Source organism: Patescibacteria group bacterium, assembly GCA_028715115.1.
Taxonomy (GTDB): domain Bacteria; phylum Patescibacteriota; class Patescibacteriia; order UBA2591; family UBA4787; genus JAQUSN01.
On record JAQUSN010000001.1, the window covers coordinates 1 to 21,908 of the forward strand.

Sequence of the window (21,908 nt, forward strand, 5' to 3'; positions counted from 1 at the left end):
ACGGCGAAAATGGCAATGGTAGTCAAGAGGCCAATGATGGCAACCACAATCAAAAGTTCGACGAGAGTAAAAGACCGTCGAGAAAAATCGGCCTTAAATCTACCAACACTATTAATGGACATAAAAAATTAAAAGCTAAAAACAGAAACTCAGGGAAAGATGTGAGAGTAGGTTTTCATCTATTATAGATTATTTTTCCTTGGGCCGCATGGTCGGGAATAAAATAACCTCGCGGATATTATGAACATTATTAAATAAAATAGCTAAACGATCAATACCAAAGCCCTCACCGGCTGTCGGTGGCATGCCATATTTCAAGGCTTCAATAAAATCAAAATCTAAGCGTTGCGCTTCTTCGTCGCCGGCTTCGGCCATAGCCTCTTGAGCCCTAAATCTCCCCTCTTGGTCGATCGGATCGTTTAACTCGGAAAAGCCCTTGCAAAGCTCCATGCCAGCCGCCACCAGCTGAAAACGTTCCACATAGTCAGGATTATCGGCTTTTCTTTTGGCTAACGGTTCAAGCTCAACCGGATAATCAACTATAAAAATCGGATCGATTATTTTTGGCCTGACAAATTGTTTAAAAAATTCGTCTAAAATATTAGCCTTCTCCCAAGTGGGGTCAATTTCCAGACCTAATTTTTTGGCTTCTTTGGCCAACTCTTTAGTTTCTTTACATTTATCAATATCAAGTCCTGTTTGTTTTTTTATGGCTTCGCGATAAGTAACCCTAGGAAAGGGTGGGGTAAAATCCATTTTGTTATTTTCATAACTAACCTTGGTGCTACCGCAAACTCGTTCGGTTAAAAACTTTATCAGTTCTTCGGTCAAAATCATCAAATCATTATAATCAGAATAGGCCTGATAAAATTCTATTTGGGTAAATTCTGGATTGTGAGCTTTATCAATACCTTCGTTTCTAAAGCAACGAGCAATTTCGTAAACCCGATCATAACCGCCAACAATTAATCTTTTTAAATAGAGTTCCGGCGCAATGCGTAAGTACAATTCCATATTCAAAGCATTATGATGCGTAATAAACGGCCGAGCGTTAGCACCGCCTTGTAGGGGTTGTAAAATCGGAGTTTCAACTTCTAAATAATCACGGTTGTTAAAAAATTCACGAATCGACTTAACTATCAAGCTTCTATTGCGAAATAATTGGCGAACCTCAGGATTAGATATTAAATCCAAATAGCGCTGTCTAAATCTAACCTCGACATCAACCAACCCGTGCCATTTTTCCGGCAAAGGTAATAAGGTTTTCGTAATTAAACGAAAACTTTTAACTTCTAATGTCTGCTCATTGGTTTTGGTCAAAAATAATGTACCGGTTGCTTCAATGAAATCTCCCAAATCAATAGAATCTTTCAAGAGTTTATAATTTTCTTCACCGACTATATCGCGGCGGAAAAGAATCTGAATTTTATCCGTTCCGTCCTGTAACTGCGCAAAAGAAGCCCCGCCATGAAGCCGCAGCAAGACTAAGCGACCCGCCAAGGTAATTTCCTTTTTAGTCTCAGATAATTTATCAAAATTTTCCTTAGCCAAATGGCAAGTATGGTCGCGCTTAATTTTAGCCGGATAAGCATTAATGCCTTTTTGGCGTAAGGCGTCTAATTTTTGCCGTCTGATTGGTTCTAATTCGGTCATACCAAATTTGTCGAAATTTACGAGTTAGTTTGTAACGAAGTAAATTTCGTTACAAATTTGCCTGTCCGCCATAAGCCAGCCAAAGTATTTTTACCATTATTATTAGCAGGTAAAATCTAAAAGCTTTATTAGCTATAACATTTGGCAGGCGATGGCAGGCGGGAGTATCCCGTAAGCCGATAGCAGTCGGCTTTTACGGGATAGCCTATATTCAGTCTATGTTAAGTATAACAAATTTTTTAATTTACCACCAGATTATCCGCCTAATGATAGCCCAATACAAGCCAAAAACAGGATTGACTATATATCGTAAAATCGGATTCTTAAAACCGCTGAAGGTCAACCTGCCTTCTATCCATTTAACCATTTGCCGATCAGGGATTTTCCTTGTTTTTTGCACATCTCGCCGCGCATGCAAGGTATTGGGCAATTGTTTTATCGCGCTGATATAGGATTTAATTTTCAAACTAAACCATCCTGCTGTAAGGGCAAATACCAATACGCCCAGCTCCATAATCAACCAAGGCAGAAAAATCAAAATCAAGGTTGGCCATTTATAAAATTTTAACAGTGTTAAGGTTCGATTTCTTTCTGACCAAAACCATCTATTTTTAACAATTCCGTCAGTATATTTATGATAAACAATGGCCTGCGGCGCCACAAATATCTGATAGCCTAAAAATCTTGCTCGCCAAGACAAATCCAAGTCATCGTGATACATGATTAAATCTTCATCAAACAACCCCACTTCTTTTAAAACAGAAGCGCGCATAAACAAGGCTGCACCTGAGGCGTAAGTAATTCTTTTTATTTTTAAATTTTGATATAAATCTGCCGATTTTTTAAAATCACCGGAATGGCCAAATCCTAAAAAATGAATTTTATCTCCGGAAGTCTGAATTACGTTTGTCTGCGGCCACCACAAAAGCATAGCCTGTAAGGCAAATAAATTATCCTGCAATTCGGCCGCTTCTAATAATTTTTCTAAACATTTATCATCGCAAATAGTATCCTGATTTAAGAGAAAAATATAATCTGCGCCATTGTTTAAAGCTTCGGCCATGCCCTTGTTACATGAACGGACAAAGCCGATGTTTTTTTCATTATAAATAATCTTTAAATCAGTGCCTTTTATTTTAGCTTGGGATAAAAATTCTCGACTCGCATCTTTTGATTGATCTTCAACCACAATCACTTGATGGGGCAAATATGTCTGCTTGGCTAAACTAGCAAAACAGTCGGGTAAATATTCCCGACCATTATAAATAGGAATAACAACGCTTATTATTTTTCCGGCCATAAAATATTCAAACTATAATTTCGCCTTCGCCGGTCTTATTTATTCCAGCTGCATTAGCTTCGTCAGTATCGATATGAAAAACTGGCATAAATTTTTCATCAGATTTCAGATAAACATTATTAAAAACCAATCCTCTCTCTCCATCAACCTTAACCGACACCGACTCTTTTTCGGACAAACCGTTTTGTGCCAAAAACTTAGAATTAACGTGAATATGCCGCTGGGCCAAGATTACGCCTTGCGATAAACTTATCTCGCCAACCGGACCAACTAAAATACAAGGGTCAGAATTAGCCAAATCTCCCGAATTGCGCACTGGTGGATTAAGACCAAGAATCAGGGCATCGGTCTTAGAAATCTCAACCTGGGTTTGCGGGCGAAGCGGACTAACAACTCTAATCTTCTCTAATTTATTTTTAGGAGTTTTTATAGCCAGTGTTTCTTGAGCGGCAAACTCTCCAGGCTGCGAAAGATCTCTTAATTTATTCAATTTATAGTTCACGCCAAATAGTTTTTCCAGGTCATGCTGTGACAAATGAACGTGCCGGGCGGAACTTTCAATAATAATTTTGGTCATTTTGTTAAAAATTTCTTAATTTAGCATTAAATTTATCAAATAATAATTTTACCAAATCATTAATAACCTTATCTATTTCCTGTGAATTTAATGTTCTTTCAAATGATTGAAAAGTTAAATGAAAGGCGACATTAAGCACGTCAGCGCCTAATTTGTCTGACTCAAAAACATCAAATGCTTCTACTCCAGAAATTAAGGGATGAAAGTCCTTGATTGTTTTTAATAAGTCAGCTAAAACCGTCGACCTAGCCACAATAAAAGACAAATCTCTTAAAATCGGAGGGTAATTGGAAATAGTTTTAAACATTGGCGTGGGCCTTTCGATTACCTTGAGGTTTTCTATATTAATTTCAAATAAACCAGCGCCGGAATTTATCTTTAATGAGTTTTTTAGAGCATCATCTAATTCTCCTGTGACGCCAATCAATTTTTTATCAACAAAAATGCCGATTATATTTTTAAGATATTGATACTGATGATTCTTGCCAACTTGAAAAGAGATTCGTTCCGTACCAAAACCGGCTTTCGACAAAACCGTTTCGATTATTGATTTAATCGAATAAAATAATTTTTTATTCTTTTCGATGATAATGCCCGAGCAATATTTTTCTTCTTTTACCAGCATTTCCTGATCCGGTTGATAGATTTTACCAACCTCAAAAATCCTAAACTGACCAAAAATTGGAATATTCTTTAGGGCATTCTCCAATAAATAAGGAATTAAACTTATTCTTAAATATTTCAATTGCGGACTTAAGGGGTTGGCTAGGGACAAATGATCCTCGATCTTCAGCTTTAGCTGATTAATTAATCTATCTCCGTAAAATGAATAATTATAAGTCTCATCAAAACCACTGGCAACTAGGGTTAATTTAATATTTTGCTCAAGTTTAAAATCGTCATTATAAGAAACCGGCGTAATTTGACCCGTTAGCGGTTGCGGCATCAAATCGTCTAAACCATAAATACGCACAATATCTTCTATTAGGTCTTCCGGCTGCTCCACGTCAGGCCTATACAAAGGAACGCTTACTGATATTTTTTTCTGGCTTATTTTTTTCACCCCAAAACCCAATGACTTTAAAATGCTTATTATTTTAGTTAAATTAATCGGAGCGCCAACTAAATCATGGACTCTTTTTACGTCTAAGGCGATGATTTTTTTGTTTTTTATTAAATTACTAATCTTAACACTCCGTAAATCATAAATCTGGCTGACTATCTTCCCGCCGGCTAATTCTTCTATTAATTCAACGGCTCTGGCGAGTCCTTGCTCGGAAAAAGTTACAGGTAAACCTTTTTCAAAACGCAAAACCGCCTCGGTTCGCAAGCCGGTTCGCCAAGAAGTACGACGAATAGCGGCTGGTTCAAAAAGCGCCGATTCGATTATGACAGTCTTGGTCTTGCTATCAATAGCTGAGTACTGGCCGCCGATAATGCCGGCCAAGGCTATTGGACCGCGGTTATCAGCAATAACCAAGTCGCCTTCCTGGCATTCGTAGGTTTTGGCATCAAGCGCTAAAATACGTTCGCTTTTTTTAGCCAAACGAACAAAAATATTTTTATTTTTTTCTGACGATACCTTGTCTAGCTTATCAAAATCAAAAGCATGAAGCGGCTGACCTCTTTCTAGTAAAACATAATTAGTAATGTCTACGACATTATTGATCGGTTTAATGCCCAAATTTCTCAATCTATTTTGAAGCCAAAGCGGCGAAGGGCCAATCTTAATAGAATCCATAATCACCGCCATATAGCGTGGACAGAGTTTATCGTTGCTAATTTTAATGTTAACTTTTAGTAAACCGCTTTTTGTTTTTGGTAGTTTAAGCGGTATTTCTTTTATTTGCTGTCCTTTGATGGCTGCGATTTCTTTGGCAAAACCTTCAACCGAGAATAAGTCAGGCCGATGAGTTAATGATTTATTTTCCACGTCTAAAATAGTATCGTCAAGCTCTAAAAGTTTAGTAATTGGTTCGCCGACCCTTGATTTTTCGGGCAAAACTAAAATGCCGGTATGATCATCGCCCAAACATAATTCATCTTCGGCGCAAAGCATACCGATCGATTTTACACCCCTAATAACAGCCTCTTTTATCTCCGCACCATTAGGCAATCGCGCACCGGGCAAGGCTAACGGAACTATCTGACCGGACTTGATATTAGGCGCGCCGCAAACAATTTCTAAGCGCTGATCTTGCCTGGTTTTTTTGTCGGGGAAAATAATGGTCGCGATTTTTAATTTATCTGCGTTAGGGTGCGGCTTAACTTCAACAATTTTGACGGCAATAATCCGATCTAAATTTTTATTCAAAGATACCGTGCCCTCAACCTGCGCTACGCGCGTAGTCAAAAGTTTAGCCAAATTTTCTGGCGATTCGTTGAATTTTACTAACTTCTTGAGCCACTGATAAGATAATTTCATGCCAAAATTATTAAAAAATTTAGAGTGGAGCGAATAAATTTTTTGCCTGCCTGCCGGCAACTAAAATTTTGCCTGCCCGCCATAAGCCAGTCGAAATATTTTTGCCGTTTATTATTAGCAAGGTATGTCTAAATTTTATTTGCTATAACATCTGACAGGCGATGGCAGGCGGGTGCATCCCGTGAGTCCGACTATAGTCGGACTTTTACGGGATAACCAAAAATTTATTACTAAAATTTTAGATTCGCCATCTGGCGAAGACAAAGAGAGATAACCCAATCAACAATTATTATTATTATTGTGACTAGAATTAATATTGTTAACTGGTTTTTCTTTTTCGATTAACCTAACCCTCGCTTTAGCCACGTCTGACTTAGAAGGATCGTTAATTGAAGTGACCTGGATTGGGAATTCGTAAAATCTATTTTCTATAGCCTCTTCATTTTTGACGGAAATTTCTAATCTAACTTCTTTGGTTAAACCGCTGGCCAAGTTGCCGCTTTCCCAACCGGTTCCCAAAATTTGTGAAGTAATTTCATTTCCATCTTCTAGAATATTGAAAAATCTAATATTCCAATTTTTATCCGGATAAGCCTGAACTAAGAATTTATCCACGCCTCGCCCGTCGTTTTGAACTTTCAGGTGGAAAACCGCAGTTTGTTCAGCAGCAATTTCTTGTTCTTTGCTTTGACCTAGGCCATCTAAATTATAAATTGTATCTCCCAAGTATCGATCATCTGTTTCGTCGCCATTTTTAATCTGCGCATCCGGTTGATAGGCTAGAATCTCTTGCTTGTAGAAAGCATCTTTCAGCTTCCAAATTAAAGCCACCAAGATGATAAAACCTATTAAGCCTAAAACCCAATATAAAACAATCAGCCACGCCGGCGTCTTTAATCCTAATAAAATATCTATTTTATTACCATCTTTACTTAAAGTAAAAATTGGAGACGCGTATGGATTGAAATTCTCTTGATTAACTTTCAACCGATATGATCCGGCAGGTAGCATGAATTCATCATATACCCCGTTCTCGTCGGTTATGGTTGAAGCCATAAATTGGCAACAGCCCTCGCCACATCGATATAAGTTAACCGTCACATTAGCCATAGGCTCATGATTTTTTTTCTTATAAACATGTCCGTATGGACTGACGAAAAATTGATTTTCCTGAAAAACCTTGCCATTGCCGATGGTTTGCAAATTATAACCACCAGGCTGAATTATCAAATCTTTATTGATTTGGAAAGTCAGCATGCCGTCTTTATTGGCCTGATAATTAAAAGGACTTTTATTGTCGGTGGCATTAATTAAATTAAAATTAATAGTTTGCTCTGGTAAAATAGTTCCAATAATGCTTTTCACCGGACCAGCAATAACAAAGTGGTCAGATTTTAATCCCGGCAAAATAAGTTTTGTATTTTCAACTATTGCTCCATCCCACAGCCCATCACCGTCAGTATCTTTTTCTTTAGGATTAGTCCCTAAAGTACACTCTTCCTTATTAATCACAAAGTCACCATCTAAGTCTAATTGAGCGTCACTTGGATCCTTTGGATTAAGTCCATATTTAACCTCGCAAAGATCAGACATACCATCTTTGTCTAAGTCTGTATCAATATTTACTCTAACCTTAGCTGCATCTATCTTATTAACCGGATCATTGAGAGAATGGGTGGCAATACCAAATTCAGCGAAATCACCGGTCTGGACTGATTCGGGCACGCTAATTTCCATCTTAAATTCTAAGTTTTTATTGGGCTGTAAGCCGAATCGATAACCATTTAACATTTGCAGACTAATGTTGTCCCATTTATCACTATTTTTAACAAAATAACTAACCTGCCAATCCTTGGTTTCACTGCCCGCTTTAAGCACAAACGTATCAGCTTGGCTGCCGACATTAGTCACTCCCAGGTTAACGACCGCCGGATTAAAGGCGGCACTAGAAACTATGATTTTAGATTGGATAACCACTGCGTCTGGTTTTTCATAAACTCCCAATCCGATATAATTTTGCTCGCCTGCTGTCTTAATTTCTAAATCAGGCTGTTGAGCAGTTGTCGGCGTAGTTGAACCGCCTCCACCGCCTTGGTTACCACCGCCAGGCTGACCCGGCTGACCAGGAGTAACACCACCGCCTTGGTTACCACCGCCGGCATTAGCACTATTGAAGCGTATGGTAATGACACCCCTAACTAAATCTTGATTACCGCTGGTAGCTGAACGAGCTCGAACGAAAAAGACGCTTTCCTGGCCGTAAAAAACATTTTCCGTCGGCGTCACATACATAAAAAATTCTTCCTGGCGATTATGCGGCAAAGAAGCCGTGCTCCAACCGCTTCCGGTGATGTTGCCGGTAATATCTCGGCCTGTAACGTCCTTATAAAGTATAGTCCAATAGCTATCAGTTGATGAACCAGTAATCACAAATTTATCTACTGGGTCACCGTCATTTTCTACTCTCAGACGATAACCAACCTGTTTATGCGCATCAATAATCTGATAAATAGTTTGATTAAAAGCAGTGTTGTTATAAATCCCACCGCCAGCATAATTAGCCGTAGTGTCATAGCCGATCATTAAATCAGGCTGATAGTCCGGCGCCTGAGCTTTAACCACCGAAGAATCAAATGTTGGCAATAAAACAAAACTTACTAAAATCAAACCGACTAAAAACATTTTTCTGATCGATGTTTTATTCATAATCCTTTAAATATATAATTTAAATATTTAAAATTGTCTTAAAAACCTTAAATCACCGCCATTAAACCATCTAATGTCATCAACTTTATGACGCATCATCACCAACCGATCTAAACCGATGCCAAAAGCAAAACCAGTATATTGAGGCTGGACCTGCCTGCCGGCAGGCAGGTAGCCAGCAGCACGCAAAACATTGGGATGAATCATGCCACAACCGAGCATTTCGACCCAACCGCTTTGACCGCAAACAGGACAACCCTGGCCACCACATCTAAGACAAGAAAAATCTAATTCAAAACTTGGTTCAGTAAAAGGAAAATAGCTTGGTCTAAGCCTAACTTCGACGTCGCGACCAAATAAATAATGCAAAAAAGTCTTTAAAGTATGAAGTAGGTTAGCTACGGAAACGTTTTTATCAACCACAAATCCTTCAATTTGGTATAAACTATGTTCGTGTCTAGCATCCGTCGCTTCGTGACGATAGCATTTGCCGATAACGCAAACCTTGAGTGGCGGTTTTTGTTTCTCCATTACCCTAACCTGCATCGCCGAAGTATGCGCCCTTAAAAGCAATCTGCCATTTTTTGATGGTTGATGATTGAGCCAAAATGTATCCCACATGTCGCGCGCCGGATGATTAGCGGGAATATTTAAAACATCAAAATGATAATGTTCGTTCTCGACCTCTGGCCCCTCTAGCACCTGCCAACCCATGGAGTGAAAAATGTCAGCTACTCGCATCTTCATTTGCGTGTGTGGGTGTAAATGACCGAGCTTAATCGTCTGATCAGTTAAATTTAAATTCAAGTCCGGCAAATCGTCGACTTGTCGAGAATCAGCCACTGATAAATCATTTTTTCTATTATTTATAGTTGACTCTAAAATATTTTTTACCTCATTGATAAGTCGTCCCATTTCTGCCTTCTCTTGTGGAGTCATATCTTTTATCTTTATGCTAAAATTCCGCAATTGCCCGTTGCGTCCTAAATATTTGCGCCACAATTCTTCTAATGAATTAAAGCCGCCCGCCGTTCTAATTTCTTGCAGCGCTGAATTTTTTAAATTTTCCAAAGACTCTTTCATGGTTATTCTAAATTTTTAATCGGGCGACGATTGGTTAAAATTAAAACCTCAATAATAATGACGAGCAGGGCAAACAAGGCGACATTCCACCAACGTAATAAGCGAAAACTTTGAAGCAATAAAGCAAAAATAATTATTAAAGCAATCCAAATTCCCTGACGGAAAGCAATGCTGACTTGGGCAAAAATAGGGGTTTTGCCCAAACGAGCACGAATTAAAAATCCCACCAAGGCAGTACTGCCCAAAATCGCCAAAAATAAACTAAGATAAAATAAAACAAACCCTAATATGCCGGCGTTTTGCGGGTTGACCAGGAAGATCGATAAAACCCAAACGCCCCAACAAATTAAGGTGCAAATAAACATTAAATTGAGATATTGTTTTAACGTCATAGATGTTAGTTATTTTAACAAAATTTAATAAAAAATCAAGCCCAGTTAGAACAACTTTACTAATGCCTTAGCCCCGCTAAGCGGGGCGTAAAGTTTAAGGGTAAGTCTATATTTTACGGTACTCACAAATATCCTTAAAATCGCAATACTTGCAAAGCATACTCGGCTTGGCCGGAAAATTACTGTGATGAATTTCGTCAAAAATTTTGGCGATTTTTTGTTTCATATCATCCAGCTCGCCCTCCGTCCCTAAAAAAGACAACTGGGAATTATCTTCTAAAAAAATATAAGTTAATTTTTTAATTTCTTTTTTGAACAAACCGGCCGCGGCTAATTGATAAATCAGTAATTGCTCTTTATCTTCGGCTGATAATTTTCCGTCTTTAACGGTACCGGTTTTATAATCAATAATTTCTAAACCGTCTCCCAAATCGTCTACCCGGTCAATTTTTCCCTTAATCGTGCAGTCGCCGACCTTAAAATTAAAATCTAACTCCACATATTGAACGTCTGGTTTCGAGGTGCTGAATTCCTGATAAAATTTCTTTAAACTCTTCTCTCCCTTTTGCCGATATTCTTCCCGCAACTTATCGTCCGGATACCATTCATCAATCCAGCACTCATCATAAATCTTCATTATCAAATCCTGGTTTGGCACGACAGGCTCTTCCTTTTTCGGCGTTTCAAATAATTTGCTTTGTACGACTTTCTTCTGCAATAAAACTTGCGACAAAAACTTTTGGAGCGTTAGATGCATAGTCTGGCCAAAACTAAATACATAACGGCCGCGAACTGGAATACGCAAAATAAAACCGAATTTATATTGCAACGGGCAATTTTCAAAAGCGCGCAGTTGGCTAAAACTAATTTTGGCCGGCAAATTAAATTGAGTGATTACTTTTTTTTCTTCCTCTTTAAAAATCGGCAATTTTAAGACTTTTGTTTTTTTACCTATAGCCTCTTCTTTTATTAAACCTAATTCATATAAAAATCTTGAGGCCTTTTTCTTGCGGGCGCCACCGTAATCATCGGCTAAAGTTAAAAATAAATTATCTTTGGCGCGAGTTAGTGCCACGTAAAATAATCGCCGTTCTTCTTGTAAATGAATATCGCCTTCGGGAATTATCTCGCGAGTCAAGGCATCGGGCAATTCAACGCCTTCTTTGCGCTCTGAAGTAGGAAAACGGCGATCAACTAAATTAACTAAAAAAACCGTTTTAAATTCCAGGCCTTTAGCGCCATGAACGGTCATAATTTTTACCGTCTCCGGACCAACTTCAATAATATCAGTCGGCAACGAGCCCTCATCGCCAGCTTCAATAATAATATCGATCGTCTCAATAAAATTCTTTAATGATTTATCGGTATTGGTTAATTCGAATTCTTCTATTTTTTTGAAAAATTGGCTAACCCAGGCAACATTCTCTATATTTTCTAGGCCGCCTTTTTCAGCCTGCCGGGAAATACTTTTCAAATAACCAGAATCTTCCAAGAAAGAATAAACTATTTTACCCGCGCCCTGCTGTCTGGCCATCTGGCTATGTTTTTCAATCCAGCCCAAAAGCTGATCAATGGCCGACGCGCCATCTTTGGAAATTTCTTGCAAAGAATGAATTGTTTTTAGTGTTTGATAAAGAGATTTTCCTTTGCGGCGCGCCGCATTTATTATGTTGACTAAGTCTTCGTTAGTTATTTTTCCGCCCGAGGCGTGAACCCTAGGCTCATCAGCCTTGGGCTGAGATCGGCCTGCCTGTCCGCTAGGCAGGCCCTGGGCCGAAAAAATCGGCGACGTTAAAATCCGATAAAGCGCTGTGCTTTCGTGATAATTAACTAATAATTTTAAATAGGCCAAAATGTCTAAAATAATCGGCTTAGAAAATAATCCGCTGTGGGCTAAAAATTGATAAGGCACATTGCGCCAACGCAAAGCCTGGCAAAATATTTCCGCCTGATTATTAGCCCGCACTAAAATGGCAAAATCGTTCCAACTGGCTTCCGGGTTTTTTTCTTTCATCTCGATAATTTTATCGACTACGGCTTTGGCCTCTTCGTCTTGAGTGGCACTTTGCAGTAAATCAATGTTTGCGCCATTACCGCGCGTAGCTTCAAGTTTTTTGCAAATTACGTTTTTGGGCAAATCGCCCACTCCGTCAAGCTGAGAAACCTGCGCCTCCAGACGATTGGGATTATTAAGCTGAATAAAACGATAGGCCATATCTAATATCTCTTGTCTGGAACGATAATTTTTCACCAAAACAACTTCTTTGGTTTTGGGGTAATCTCTTTTAAACTGAATAACATTGTTATATGAAGCGCCACGGAATTTATAAATACTCTGGTCATCATCGGCCACTACGGTTAAATTATTCTTTGGAGCGCCTAATAATTTTAATAATTCATATTGCGACCAATTAGTATCTTGAAATTCATCAACCAAAACATATTTAAACTGTTCCCTGTATTTAGCTAAAACGTTTGGCCGATCTTTGAAAAGCTTGATCGTATAATTAATCAAATCACCAAAATCAAGCGCCGAATTTTCTAATAATAGTTGCTGGTAAGTTTGATAAGCCTCGGCGATTTCTTTGAGCCGGCCGGCTTCCTGATCTAAAAGTTTATGGCTGGTTACCGTATCCTGATCTAGGGCAATTTTCTCCGCGTAATTTAAATATTCTTCGGGTGTAATAAATTCGTCTTTAGCCCGAGAAAAATGCTTGATCAAATCTTGAATGAATTTAAACGGCGTACCGAGCGGCCGATAATAGTTTAGATTAAAACGGCTAAAATTCTGGCGGACCAAAAGAGCCTGTTGGGCAGAATTAATGATTTTAAAATTAAGCGGGAGTCCAATTTCAATGGCGTGCTGGCGTAAAATTCTTTCGCAAAAAGAATGAAAAGTCGAAGCCCAAAGGTCAACATAACCATAAGGTAATAATTTATCAATGCGCTCTTCCATTTCTTCGGCCGCCTTATCAGTAAAAGTCAAAGCTAAAATTTCTTCGGGTTTGGCCTTTCCGGACAAAATCAGCCAGGCGATGCGCCGGGTAATAACCGTGGTTTTGCCCGTACCCGCTCCGGCGATAATTAAAAATGGACCGTCGCCGTGAATGACCGCCTGTTGTTGCTCTTGGTTTAAATCGCTGGTTATTTCTTCTAAAATCATAAGCATATTCTAGCAAATTTAATTTAAAAAGCCAACCCTTGACAAAAGAGAGAAAATATGATAACATATGGGTACTTAGCACAAAGGGCACTAATGCCCAAGGAGGTTCTACGTGAAAGTTCGCAATCTCTGGCACCTGACATGGATCGTGCCTGTGACCGTAACGGCTGTGATTGGGCTCGGGACAGCAATCAAGCCCATCACCCACGGCATCAAGCAGGCGTACGCCAAAATGGGCCGAGTGGCCGGCGATTTCGCCGACAACACAGCCTGTGCAGCTATAAACCAGCTCAATGACGACACGCTCGACGCGAAGCGGCTGTCCAGGCGGCAACTACTCGACTCCCTCTACTACCTAAGAATGCGGGTCCAGGAACAGGAGTATGAGCTGACAGACCTGTACAACCAGCTCAACACCAACCTGTACTACCAGACCGGCATCTTCCGGGTCGAGGCGGCGGAAATACAAAACGTCCAAATCAACGGCCTCTACGAAGAAGCCGATGGCCTGATCAACAGACTGATCCATACCTGTTACCTCGGTCGAAACGTCATGTCCGACTACCTGACAGCACCCAAGGGCGCCCAGGCAGACACCAAAGTCATGCTTGAGCATGCGTTTTACCAGGTCATTCGACCTGCGTCGCGACGCATCATCCAGTACCTGCAGATCAAGCACTACAGGGACGGATGGACCAACAACCTGGGAATCGGATGGCCGGAACTGAACGGGGAAGATCTGCGATGCCTTAACTGGGCAGTCGCGGTCAACCTAGACCAGCCAACAACCTGGCTCTACAGCGAACCGTAACCGTTCCGAAAAAGGCCGGGCCCCGCAAGGAGCCCGGCCTTGACTTTTATCTAAAATATGCTATTATATAAAAGCAATCGTAGAAATACGAAGGCAAGAACGTCGCTGGACACAAGTCTAGCGGCACAAACTAAGGAGACAAGAATGAAGACGCTTATTCCCTTAACGATAGTTATCCTGCTGCTCGGCTTCGGGGGCTGCACCAAAACTGGCGCAATTCCCGAGGACAATCTGGTAGCAACCAGCATAACGGCCCCGCACGATTCCCTGGATGAACTCTCAACATCAGCGAAACAGCTGATACGGGACGTCAAGGACGCCATAACAGACAATGACAACCCGCGCGACTTCTGGTTCTGGACGATCGGCAGGTCGTTGGCCAAGATGGCTGTGGCACTGCAACGTGCCCCGACCGAACGACAGACGTTCTATCTGCCTATCCTGAAGAAGGAACTCGAAGTCTACAACCAGAAGTTCTGCCCTTGTGCCCGTTCCTACCGAGAAGACCAGGCAGTCCTGACCTGGGTAAAGCAATTCCAGGCGGAAGACTCGACTACCTGGACACCACCCGAAGTGCTCCTGCGCGGAGCACTCGAATAACCTCCGCTGGAACCAAAACCGGCCGCCTTCGGGCAGCCGGTTTTCCTTTTGCGCAACAATCTATTAAATACCAAATAATTTTTCGCTGTTTTCCATCGTCGCCTGTTCTACTTCTTCAAAAGAAGTATTTTTTATTTGCGCGATTTTTTCGATAATATATCTGACATGCCAAGGTTCACAACGCTGGCGCCGCACTGGCTGTGGCGATAAATACGGACAATCGGTTTCAACCAAAATTCTATCCAAGGGTGTTTTTGCCACCACCTCAAGTAAATTGTTCATAGCGACCCTCCTTCGTTCGTCTGACGAACGACGGGTTCTCGATTTTTCATCTTTGCTTTCAGCAAAGGAAAAATCGGAAGGATATGTAATGATTCCGGTAAAACCAAGATAAAATCCGCAGCTTAAAAATTTATGCGCGGTTTGCCAATCAGCTGAAAAGCAGTGCAATTCGCCTCGCGGCGCATAACCAAAATTATCTATTATTAACAATAGATCTTCATAAGCCTGAAGCGGTCTATCTTTACCGCCCCGACAATGTAAAATAACCGGTAAATCAACCTCTTTGGCTAACTCTAAATGTCTTAAAAAAACTTCTTTCTGCCTATCATAATTCATAATTCCTGATTCATTATTCTGATGTTGATCCAAGCCTGTTTCGCCAATGGCTTTAATAAAATCATAATTATTTTTTACCAATTGGCAATATTGTTTTAAATCAAAACTCTCGTCTTTGACATGAATCGGATGAAGGCCAACGGCTGCAAAAACTCCGTCAAATTGCCGAGCAATCTGAATGGCCTTTTGACTAGTTAAGAAATTTGAACCGATATTAATAATTTTAGCCACGCCTTTGGCTTGGCTATTTTTTATTACCTCGGCATAATCGTCTTTGAACGCCTGAAAATTTAGATGGCTATGAACGTCGAACATGAAAAATAAAATATGAGAGATAAAAACTCGGTCTTATCTTTTTAATAAATATTTTAGCCAACTGGACGCGTGAATCCAGGTTATTTTTTTAAATAGGCCCAGCGGTTCAGCTGATAAACGCTGGTGATAATGATAAAACGGCGCTTCGGCTACGTACCAAACCTGCCAATTATTTTTTTTCACCCGGCGGCATAATTCCACGTCCTCAAAATAAAGAAAGAATCTTTCATCCAGCCCGCCAATTTGCTCAACCGCCAACCGGTTTAACATCATAGCTCCGCCCAAAACCCAATCAACTTCCCTATTTTCTTGATGATCCCAGTCTTTCATTAAATAATAATCAATTTGTTTTTTACCCCAGCCAAATCGGCCCAAAAAAGTACGCCGCAAAATTGGCATATACCACTTAGGAAAACGATAGGCCGAAAACTGAAGGGTTTTATCCGGATTTAAAAGTTTTGGCGCAGCAATAGCGCAACGACCATGGCTCTTTATAAATTGATGCAGTTTTTCAACCGACCCGGGCAAAATAATAATATCTGGATTTAAAACTAAAACATATTGGCCAATAGATTGTTTAAGACCTTGATTTACGGCCTTAGCAAAACCAAGATTAACAGCATTTAAAATTATTTGCGGTTTAATAGCGGGCTCGTTTTTAATGTCACTTAATAAGTCCCTCGTGCCGTCGGAAGAATTATTGTCGACAACAATCAATTCAAAATTTAATTTTATCTGTGCATTAATAATGTTCTGCCAGCATTGTTTGAGCAGATTTTTTTGATTGTAATTAACAATGATAATCGACAGGTCCATTTTAATTAATATATTTTCTTATTTTATCGCTCTTGATTTTAGCCCGAGAAAAAATCTGCGCGCGTTTTTTAAACATTAAAATCTGCTTAGCATAAAATGATTTTTCGGCTTTTAATAAAACCCCTGGTTGAGTAAATAATAAATATAAAATTTTGATTGATTGGTAAAAGAAAATATGAAAAATATCTTTTAAAAAATTGGCGATGGGCTCATTTTTAATAAGCAACCACAAATGATTGCGATAGGATAAAAAATTAACCCAGCTCGACTTGTTGAATCTTTTCATTGCCGACACTTGCCGAACATGATATGCTATCGCCTCTGGCACATATAAAGCACCCCAATTGCGCCACTTTAGTCGCCACGCCAAATCAATGTCTTCTTGGTAAGAATGAAAATCTTCGTCAAAATATTCATTTCTAAAAGCCGACTTGCGTCGCTCTCCCATAGAAAAACGTGAAGCACTTGGTGCAGACGAATAATGAGAAAAAATTTTTAATTTTATATCATCTAAAGCCTTCCGTCTATACAAGACGCAAGCACCAGAAACGCCAAAAATATCAAATAATTTATCGTATTGTTTTTTATCGACTTCCCCTTCGCCGCGATCAACTACCCGCCTAGTTCTTCTAATAGCAAGGCCTGTGCTATCTAAAATATCGGTTTTAGTCACGCACCAGTCGGGGTTGATGGCTGCGCCAGCGCCTTGTTGCTCCTGGTGCTCGCCGTGATCAATATGAGAGAATTTCATCTTTAATAATTTTGGCGCAAAGCTGCCAATCTTCTTTTGTTTGTCAACTTCATTAATTATTTTTTCTAAAAAATCCGGCTCTAAAATAACGTCCGGATTTAAAACCAAAACATATTCGCTATCTGTAGCCAAAATCCCCTGGTTGTGGGCTCTGGCATATCCGCAGTTGCGGGAATTTTTTAAAATTTTAACTTGCGGCCAATTCCTAATTAAATAGCCGACCGAATGGTCAGAGGAGGCGTTATCGATAATTAAAATCGAAAAATCCCGAAAGGTTTGGTTAAATATCGACTCCAAACAATCAGGCAAAAACCTTAAAGAATTCCAAGTGACGATTTGTATTGAAACCTTGACCATCCTACCTACTAATTACGAATTAAAACTAATTGCGAATAATTTCTATCTCCGATCAATATTAAATAAAACTAATCATTAAAACTTGATAAAAAATTCCTAAAGGATGAAATAAAAATGGGCCGGTTAAATTAGCCACCATTAAAGAAACAAAACCAACCGCTAAGCCGACGGAAAGATCTCGGGAAAAACGTGAAGCACCTTTAAGATAAGAAAAAATTAATTTGCCCGAAAAAGCCAGATAAACCATTAGGCCCAACAAACCAAGCTCCAGCCACATCTCTAACCATCCCCAATCAGGATTCGAAGTTTTCGTGATTAAATTATTAAGCGGATTTAAAAAACTGACCATAGAGCCCAGGCCAGGGCCAAAAATTGGATTCTGCTTTATTTGAAACAATAAATTGGGCAGAATTCTCAATCGCGTCAAAGAGCTTAATTCTTCTTCTGGTTGAGTAATAGTCCCCAAGCGTCCAGACAGAAACGTCAAACCAGCCAGCTTCCCGGTAGTTAGAAAATAAATCAAATTAAATTCTACTACAAAAACCAATAAAATCAAGATGAAAGCTATTAACCAACGACGCCAAGATAAATTGAGCTTTAAAAGCATAAGTCCAGCTAAGATGCCTAAAAAATAACCGCGCGAAAAATTAATCATTAAACTCAAACTAATGGCCACGGCTAAAATAATAAGATTCTTTCGTTCTCCACGGGAAACATTTCGGCCCAAGACAAGACTTAAAAGAACTAGAAGCAACGGCAACATCCATAAATGAGCCGGAAAAACAATGCGATAAAATCCGCTTCCCAAGTCAGTCACCTTGCCCACGGCTATTTGCCTCAACCACCAATAATAATTATCATGAACTTGGCTTAGGCCAGCTGAATAAATAAATAAGTTAGCCAAGGTAAGGATGCTTACGCCGATTACAGCCACGGCCAAAATTCTCGTCAGCCACGGCCAATAACTTTCTTTTCTAAAAAATTCGCTGAGCGGAAAAACTAACAAGAAAAAACCATAAGCCATGGCGTCTTGAATCACCAAAAGAGACTCATGGTTATTCCAAAATCCTCGCCCCACAGCCAGTAGAACCATTAGGGCTAAAACTAGCCAATAAACAGAAATAGATTGTTGAAAAAAAAGTATTTTTTCTTGCTTCACTATCTTTCTTGTTAACCAACCAATCAACAAAATTATCATCAAGGCTGAACGCAAAGAAATGTTTTGCCATTCGAGAAAATGCCCAGCCTGACCAAATAATAATTCTCCCAAAAATAATAAAATGGCGAAATCAAATCGCCAAATAACCAAACAGATCATTAAAAATACCAGCAACCAAAAGAAAACAACCTGAACAATAAGGACATGAAAGCCTAAAAATGAAATTAAATTAAAAGCAAAAAAAATGGCCAAGCACAGCCAAAATCTTCGGTCAAACAAATTAGTAACGGCGAGAGACATAATAATTCTTTAGCCAAGGATAAAACAATTGAACAAAAAACGACATTAATAAGCTTAGTGGCGTTAAGCAGGCTAGAAATATCGCCTGCCAAAACGGATGGTGCTTACGAAAATAATAAATCAAACTGCGATTATAAATTTTTTGTTTTTTTAAAGGTGAAATTTTGAAAAAACTTTGATGCCCTAAATGCTTCACTTTTATTTCCGGATCATAAACAACCTGATAATTTAATTTTTTAGCTCGATAGCACAAATCAACTTCTTCAAACCACAAAAAGAATTTTTCGTCAAAACCATGCAATTTTTCCATTAACTCCCGCTTGATTAAAAGGCACGCTCCCATCACCTGATCCACGGCTTGTTGTTTTTGATAGTCAAAATCGGACAAAAAATATTTTTTAAAAACTTTAGTGCGCGGAAAAAGATTGTGTAGTTTCAATAAAATTAAGGCCTGTGAGAAAACGTCGGGAAAACTCCGTACCGAGGCCTGGGTTTCTTTTTCTTCGTCGATAATCTGTCCGCCCAAAATGCCAGCTGATGAATCTTTTTTAAGATGATCGATAGCAATATCTAATGAATTTAATAAAATTTCGGTGTCAGGATTAAGGAAAAGTATTATTTCGCCTTTTGATTTTTTAAACCCCTGATTGCAGGCTCTGGCAAAACCAAGGTTTTGATTATTAAAAATAATCTTAAGATTATCGAATTTTTTACTAATACTTTCTAAAAAATCCTGACTGCCATCGCGTGAATTATTATCAATAATAATAACTTCATATGGCATTGACGGCTGGTTTTGCCAGATAGAATTCAAGCATCGCTCCAATAGCGATCTGACGTTCCAGTTAACAATGATAATAGACAGCATATGGTAATATTATTGATATATCTGATATTTTATCATTTCTTGACAAAATGTCAAAAAATATTATAATTAAATCAAGCAACCTGTTTGGAGGTGTTGATGACTAGAGAGCAAAGTGATTGGCTCGTAATAGGAATAGGGTTTGTACTTACCTACACGCTCTCCCTGTTCTTGCCCTACACGCCATTCTTCGTCCACGCCATCAAGATGTTCATCGTCAACTTACTGTGGTGGGGAGTCGTCATGGGGCTGGCCGCTTCAGAAGGTCGACGCTTCGACGAAGAAACGAAGCAACGAGCCATACGACTGAGCATAACAAACGCCGGTCGCGCCTAAGCGCGACCGGCTTCTATTTATATTATAAGTTTATTATAAAAATTATTGCATCACTTGTCCATCCGGATACCATTCAGCGTCAGGAATGGTATTAATGTTTGATTGTTTGTATTCCAGACGATTAAAAACATCCATACTGGGAATGGCGCGTTTAGTGCCGCCATCAATCACATAAATAGCCGGACTTGAAGCGTATTTAATTAAACTTCCGTCAGGTCGATTACCGCGGTATTTTCCGGCCGGCATATTTTCCGCCGATTGATTGCCTAAAAAATTAAAACTCTTAATCATCATCTTAAAAGTTGTTTTAAAGTTCGCCTCTTGCGCCAAACCTAAATTATAAGTCAAGATATACATTTTATTATCCTTGCCCACATAAACATTTAAATGATCTGGGCTCCAAACTCCCGGCTGGCCGCTGACCACCGCGTCAGCCACCTGATCAGAGGCAACGTCGGTTGATTTTTTTAAATACCACTCGCGCGGCGTCAAGCGATCAAAATTATCTTCCACGGAAACTTCAAAAAATTCATCGGTGTTGGTAACGACCATCACTTGACTGTCGTCGGTTTCCGGCAAAGATTTAACCAACCAATTACCCGGATAAAAAATCGTATAAGACCAAATCGAATTGGTAAAAACCTTTGTCAGGCCAGACATGGCTAGGGTGCCGTCGGTATGCAACGGATCTGACAGGCTGGCCACTTCTAAACCATCTTGTTGACCATCACCATCAGTGTCGGGATTATTTATGTTGGTTTGATAAATCGCTTCTTCGGTATCAGTTAACCCATCATTATCTTGATCGACAGTTGAAAAAATCTGCGGAGCCACCTGTACATCATTGGTAGCTGGTTGTATCTTATTTTTTTCTACAACCAAAGCAAAAGTATCGGCAGGAATAATATCTAAATTGATAGTTAAAACATTTGTAATCGTATCTGGTTGAGCCGATAAGGGCGTCCAAACTCCATCTTTAAGATAGGCCAACTTAATGTCTGCTTCCCAAGCTTTATCAACCGCTGAATCATGATAAGAGAAGGTTAAAATGGCAGCTTTTTTAAGCGCCGGAATAACCGATAATTTAAAAGCTTCGGGCGCTCTCGGCAATATTTGATAAGTATTATCGGTAATAGTCGAGGGCTCTGGAACAAGCACAATCGTCTGTCCTTGATCTAGAGCACCAGCGGGAAAATCAAATTCAGCTGTAATAATTTTAGGTTGCGGGTTCTGTGAACTAGCTAGATCGGTAATATCAGCGGTTAACTTTAACTCCGCCGATTGATTTAAATTAGCCCTAGTTTGTGTGTTTGTTTGCGTATTAATATCCTTGGGCGCTTGCAGATAGTTCTTTGCCCAAAATAAAAAATAAAATAAACCGCCGAAGACAACCACTATCGTCAAGCCTATCGCGCCAATGGTAATTATTTTATTTTTTTTCTTTTTCGCCGTTAAAATCTCTTGGCTGTCAACGTTAAGACTGGCCGAACCTGACAAAATTGACGGCGCCGGCTTATTTTTTTTATAACGATTGGGCATCACTGAAATAAACTCCTCGTCTGACTCTACTGGCGGTTTCGTCGGAGTCGGTTGAGTAGAAGCTGATTGGGCTTGAGACGGTTGGACCGGAGTCGAGGATTGTGGCTGCGAAGATTGTGGAGTTGATAAATTATCAAACATA

The 21,908-nt window shown here is 39.6% G+C and carries 17 protein-coding genes; 3 read left to right on the forward strand and 14 right to left on the reverse strand.

Going from position 1 to position 21,908, the window contains the following annotated elements; translation table 11 throughout:
• A partial coding sequence (locus PHV78_00005; GenBank protein MDD5395641.1) for a hypothetical protein occupies window positions 1-188 on the forward strand: 188 nt, incomplete at its 5' end.
• A gap of 1 nt (window position 189) precedes the next feature.
• Here the strand turns inward: PHV78_00005 and lysS are convergent.
• The 8 genes from lysS to PHV78_00045 all read right to left on the reverse strand — a co-directional run bounded on the left by lysS (window position 190) and on the right by PHV78_00045 (window position 13,305).
• Window positions 190-1,653, reverse strand: a complete 1,464-nt coding sequence (lysS, locus tag PHV78_00010) for a lysine--tRNA ligase (GenBank protein ID MDD5395642.1) — start codon at window positions 1,651-1,653, stop codon at window positions 190-192.
• A gap of 244 nt (window positions 1,654-1,897) precedes the next feature.
• Window positions 1,898-2,953 carry a glycosyltransferase family 2 protein gene (locus tag PHV78_00015; GenBank protein ID MDD5395643.1) on the reverse strand — a complete coding sequence of 352 codons (1,056 nt, stop codon included), beginning with the start codon at window positions 2,951-2,953 and terminating at the stop codon, window positions 1,898-1,900.
• Between the two features lie 7 nt (window positions 2,954-2,960).
• The gene (gene pduL, locus PHV78_00020; GenBank protein MDD5395644.1) at window positions 2,961-3,530 is read right to left on the reverse strand and encodes a phosphate propanoyltransferase; all 570 of its coding nucleotides are present in this window, start codon (window positions 3,528-3,530) and stop codon (window positions 2,961-2,963) included.
• Between the two features lie 4 nt (window positions 3,531-3,534).
• Window positions 3,535-5,955: a phenylalanine--tRNA ligase subunit beta gene (pheT, locus tag PHV78_00025; GenBank protein ID MDD5395645.1), complete on the reverse strand. Its 2,421-nt coding sequence runs from the start codon at window positions 5,953-5,955 to the stop codon at window positions 3,535-3,537.
• 279 nt (window positions 5,956-6,234) lie between these two features.
• Window positions 6,235-8,661: a hypothetical protein gene (locus PHV78_00030; protein MDD5395646.1), complete on the reverse strand. Its 2,427-nt coding sequence runs from the start codon at window positions 8,659-8,661 to the stop codon at window positions 6,235-6,237.
• Window positions 8,662-8,688: 27 nt separating this feature from the next.
• Window positions 8,689-9,744 carry a phenylalanine--tRNA ligase subunit alpha gene (pheS, locus tag PHV78_00035; GenBank protein ID MDD5395647.1) on the reverse strand — a complete coding sequence of 352 codons (1,056 nt, stop codon included), beginning with the start codon at window positions 9,742-9,744 and terminating at the stop codon, window positions 8,689-8,691.
• A gap of 2 nt (window positions 9,745-9,746) precedes the next feature.
• Window positions 9,747-10,136, reverse strand: coding sequence for a hypothetical protein (locus PHV78_00040; GenBank protein MDD5395648.1), 390 nt, complete (start codon window positions 10,134-10,136; stop codon window positions 9,747-9,749).
• Between the two features lie 106 nt (window positions 10,137-10,242).
• Window positions 10,243-13,305, reverse strand: a complete 3,063-nt coding sequence (locus PHV78_00045) for a UvrD-helicase domain-containing protein (GenBank protein MDD5395649.1) — start codon at window positions 13,303-13,305, stop codon at window positions 10,243-10,245.
• A 106-nt stretch (window positions 13,306-13,411) separates the two neighbouring features.
• Between PHV78_00045 and PHV78_00050 the strand changes: the two genes are divergently transcribed.
• Both PHV78_00050 and PHV78_00055 read left to right on the forward strand, forming a co-directional pair.
• Complete coding sequence (locus PHV78_00050) at window positions 13,412-14,110, forward strand: hypothetical protein (GenBank protein ID MDD5395650.1); 699 nt, start codon at window positions 13,412-13,414, stop codon at window positions 14,108-14,110.
• Window positions 14,111-14,254: 144 nt separating this feature from the next.
• A complete protein-coding gene (locus PHV78_00055; GenBank protein ID MDD5395651.1) occupies window positions 14,255-14,710 on the forward strand; it encodes a hypothetical protein in 456 nt (151 codons plus the stop codon).
• A gap of 63 nt (window positions 14,711-14,773) precedes the next feature.
• Here PHV78_00055 and PHV78_00060 read toward each other — a convergent pair whose 3' ends face one another.
• The 6 genes from PHV78_00060 to PHV78_00085 form a co-directional block, all read right to left on the reverse strand.
• Window positions 14,774-15,643: a TatD family hydrolase gene (locus PHV78_00060; protein ID MDD5395652.1), complete on the reverse strand. Its 870-nt coding sequence runs from the start codon at window positions 15,641-15,643 to the stop codon at window positions 14,774-14,776.
• Window positions 15,644-15,676: 33 nt separating this feature from the next.
• A complete protein-coding gene (locus PHV78_00065) occupies window positions 15,677-16,459 on the reverse strand; it encodes a glycosyltransferase family 2 protein (protein MDD5395653.1) in 783 nt (260 codons plus the stop codon).
• Window position 16,460: 1 nt separating this feature from the next.
• Entirely contained in the window at window positions 16,461-17,567 is a 1,107-nt protein-coding gene (locus tag PHV78_00070) for a glycosyltransferase family 2 protein (protein MDD5395654.1), read from the reverse strand.
• Window positions 17,568-17,625: 58 nt separating this feature from the next.
• Entirely contained in the window at window positions 17,626-19,026 is a 1,401-nt protein-coding gene (locus PHV78_00075) for an O-antigen ligase family protein (protein MDD5395655.1), read from the reverse strand.
• Entirely contained in the window at window positions 19,007-19,894 is an 888-nt protein-coding gene (locus PHV78_00080; GenBank protein ID MDD5395656.1) for a glycosyltransferase family 2 protein, read from the reverse strand. The genes PHV78_00075 and PHV78_00080 overlap by 20 nt, the downstream gene beginning before the upstream one ends.
• Window positions 19,895-20,269: 375 nt before the next feature.
• A complete protein-coding gene (locus PHV78_00085; protein MDD5395657.1) occupies window positions 20,270-21,907 on the reverse strand; it encodes a hypothetical protein in 1,638 nt (545 codons plus the stop codon).
• Window position 21,908 lies beyond the last annotated feature (1 nt).

Coding starts and splice junctions, on each gene's coding strand:
- lysS (MDD5395642.1), bottom strand. CDS start 1,653: ATGACCGAATTAGAACCAATCAGACGGCAAAAATTAGACGCCTTACGC.
- PHV78_00015 (MDD5395643.1), bottom strand. CDS start 2,953: ATGGCCGGAAAAATAATAAGCGTTGTTATTCCTATTTATAATGGTCGG.
- pduL (MDD5395644.1), bottom strand. CDS start 3,530: ATGACCAAAATTATTATTGAAAGTTCCGCCCGGCACGTTCATTTGTCA.
- pheT (MDD5395645.1), bottom strand. CDS start 5,955: ATGAAATTATCTTATCAGTGGCTCAAGAAGTTAGTAAAATTCAACGAA.
- PHV78_00030 (MDD5395646.1), bottom strand. CDS start 8,661: ATGAATAAAACATCGATCAGAAAAATGTTTTTAGTCGGTTTGATTTTA.
- pheS (MDD5395647.1), bottom strand. CDS start 9,744: ATGAAAGAGTCTTTGGAAAATTTAAAAAATTCAGCGCTGCAAGAAATT.
- PHV78_00040 (MDD5395648.1), bottom strand. CDS start 10,136: ATGACGTTAAAACAATATCTCAATTTAATGTTTATTTGCACCTTAATT.
- PHV78_00045 (MDD5395649.1), bottom strand. CDS start 13,305: ATGCTTATGATTTTAGAAGAAATAACCAGCGATTTAAACCAAGAGCAA.
- PHV78_00055 (MDD5395651.1), top strand. CDS start 14,255: ATGAAGACGCTTATTCCCTTAACGATAGTTATCCTGCTGCTCGGCTTC.
- PHV78_00060 (MDD5395652.1), bottom strand. CDS start 15,643: ATGTTCGACGTTCATAGCCATCTAAATTTTCAGGCGTTCAAAGACGAT.
- PHV78_00065 (MDD5395653.1), bottom strand. CDS start 16,459: ATGGACCTGTCGATTATCATTGTTAATTACAATCAAAAAAATCTGCTC.
- PHV78_00070 (MDD5395654.1), bottom strand. CDS start 17,567: ATGGTCAAGGTTTCAATACAAATCGTCACTTGGAATTCTTTAAGGTTT.
- PHV78_00075 (MDD5395655.1), bottom strand. CDS start 19,026: ATGTCTCTCGCCGTTACTAATTTGTTTGACCGAAGATTTTGGCTGTGC.
- PHV78_00080 (MDD5395656.1), bottom strand. CDS start 19,894: ATGCTGTCTATTATCATTGTTAACTGGAACGTCAGATCGCTATTGGAG.
- PHV78_00085 (MDD5395657.1), bottom strand. CDS start 21,907: ATGTTTGATAATTTATCAACTCCACAATCTTCGCAGCCACAATCCTCG.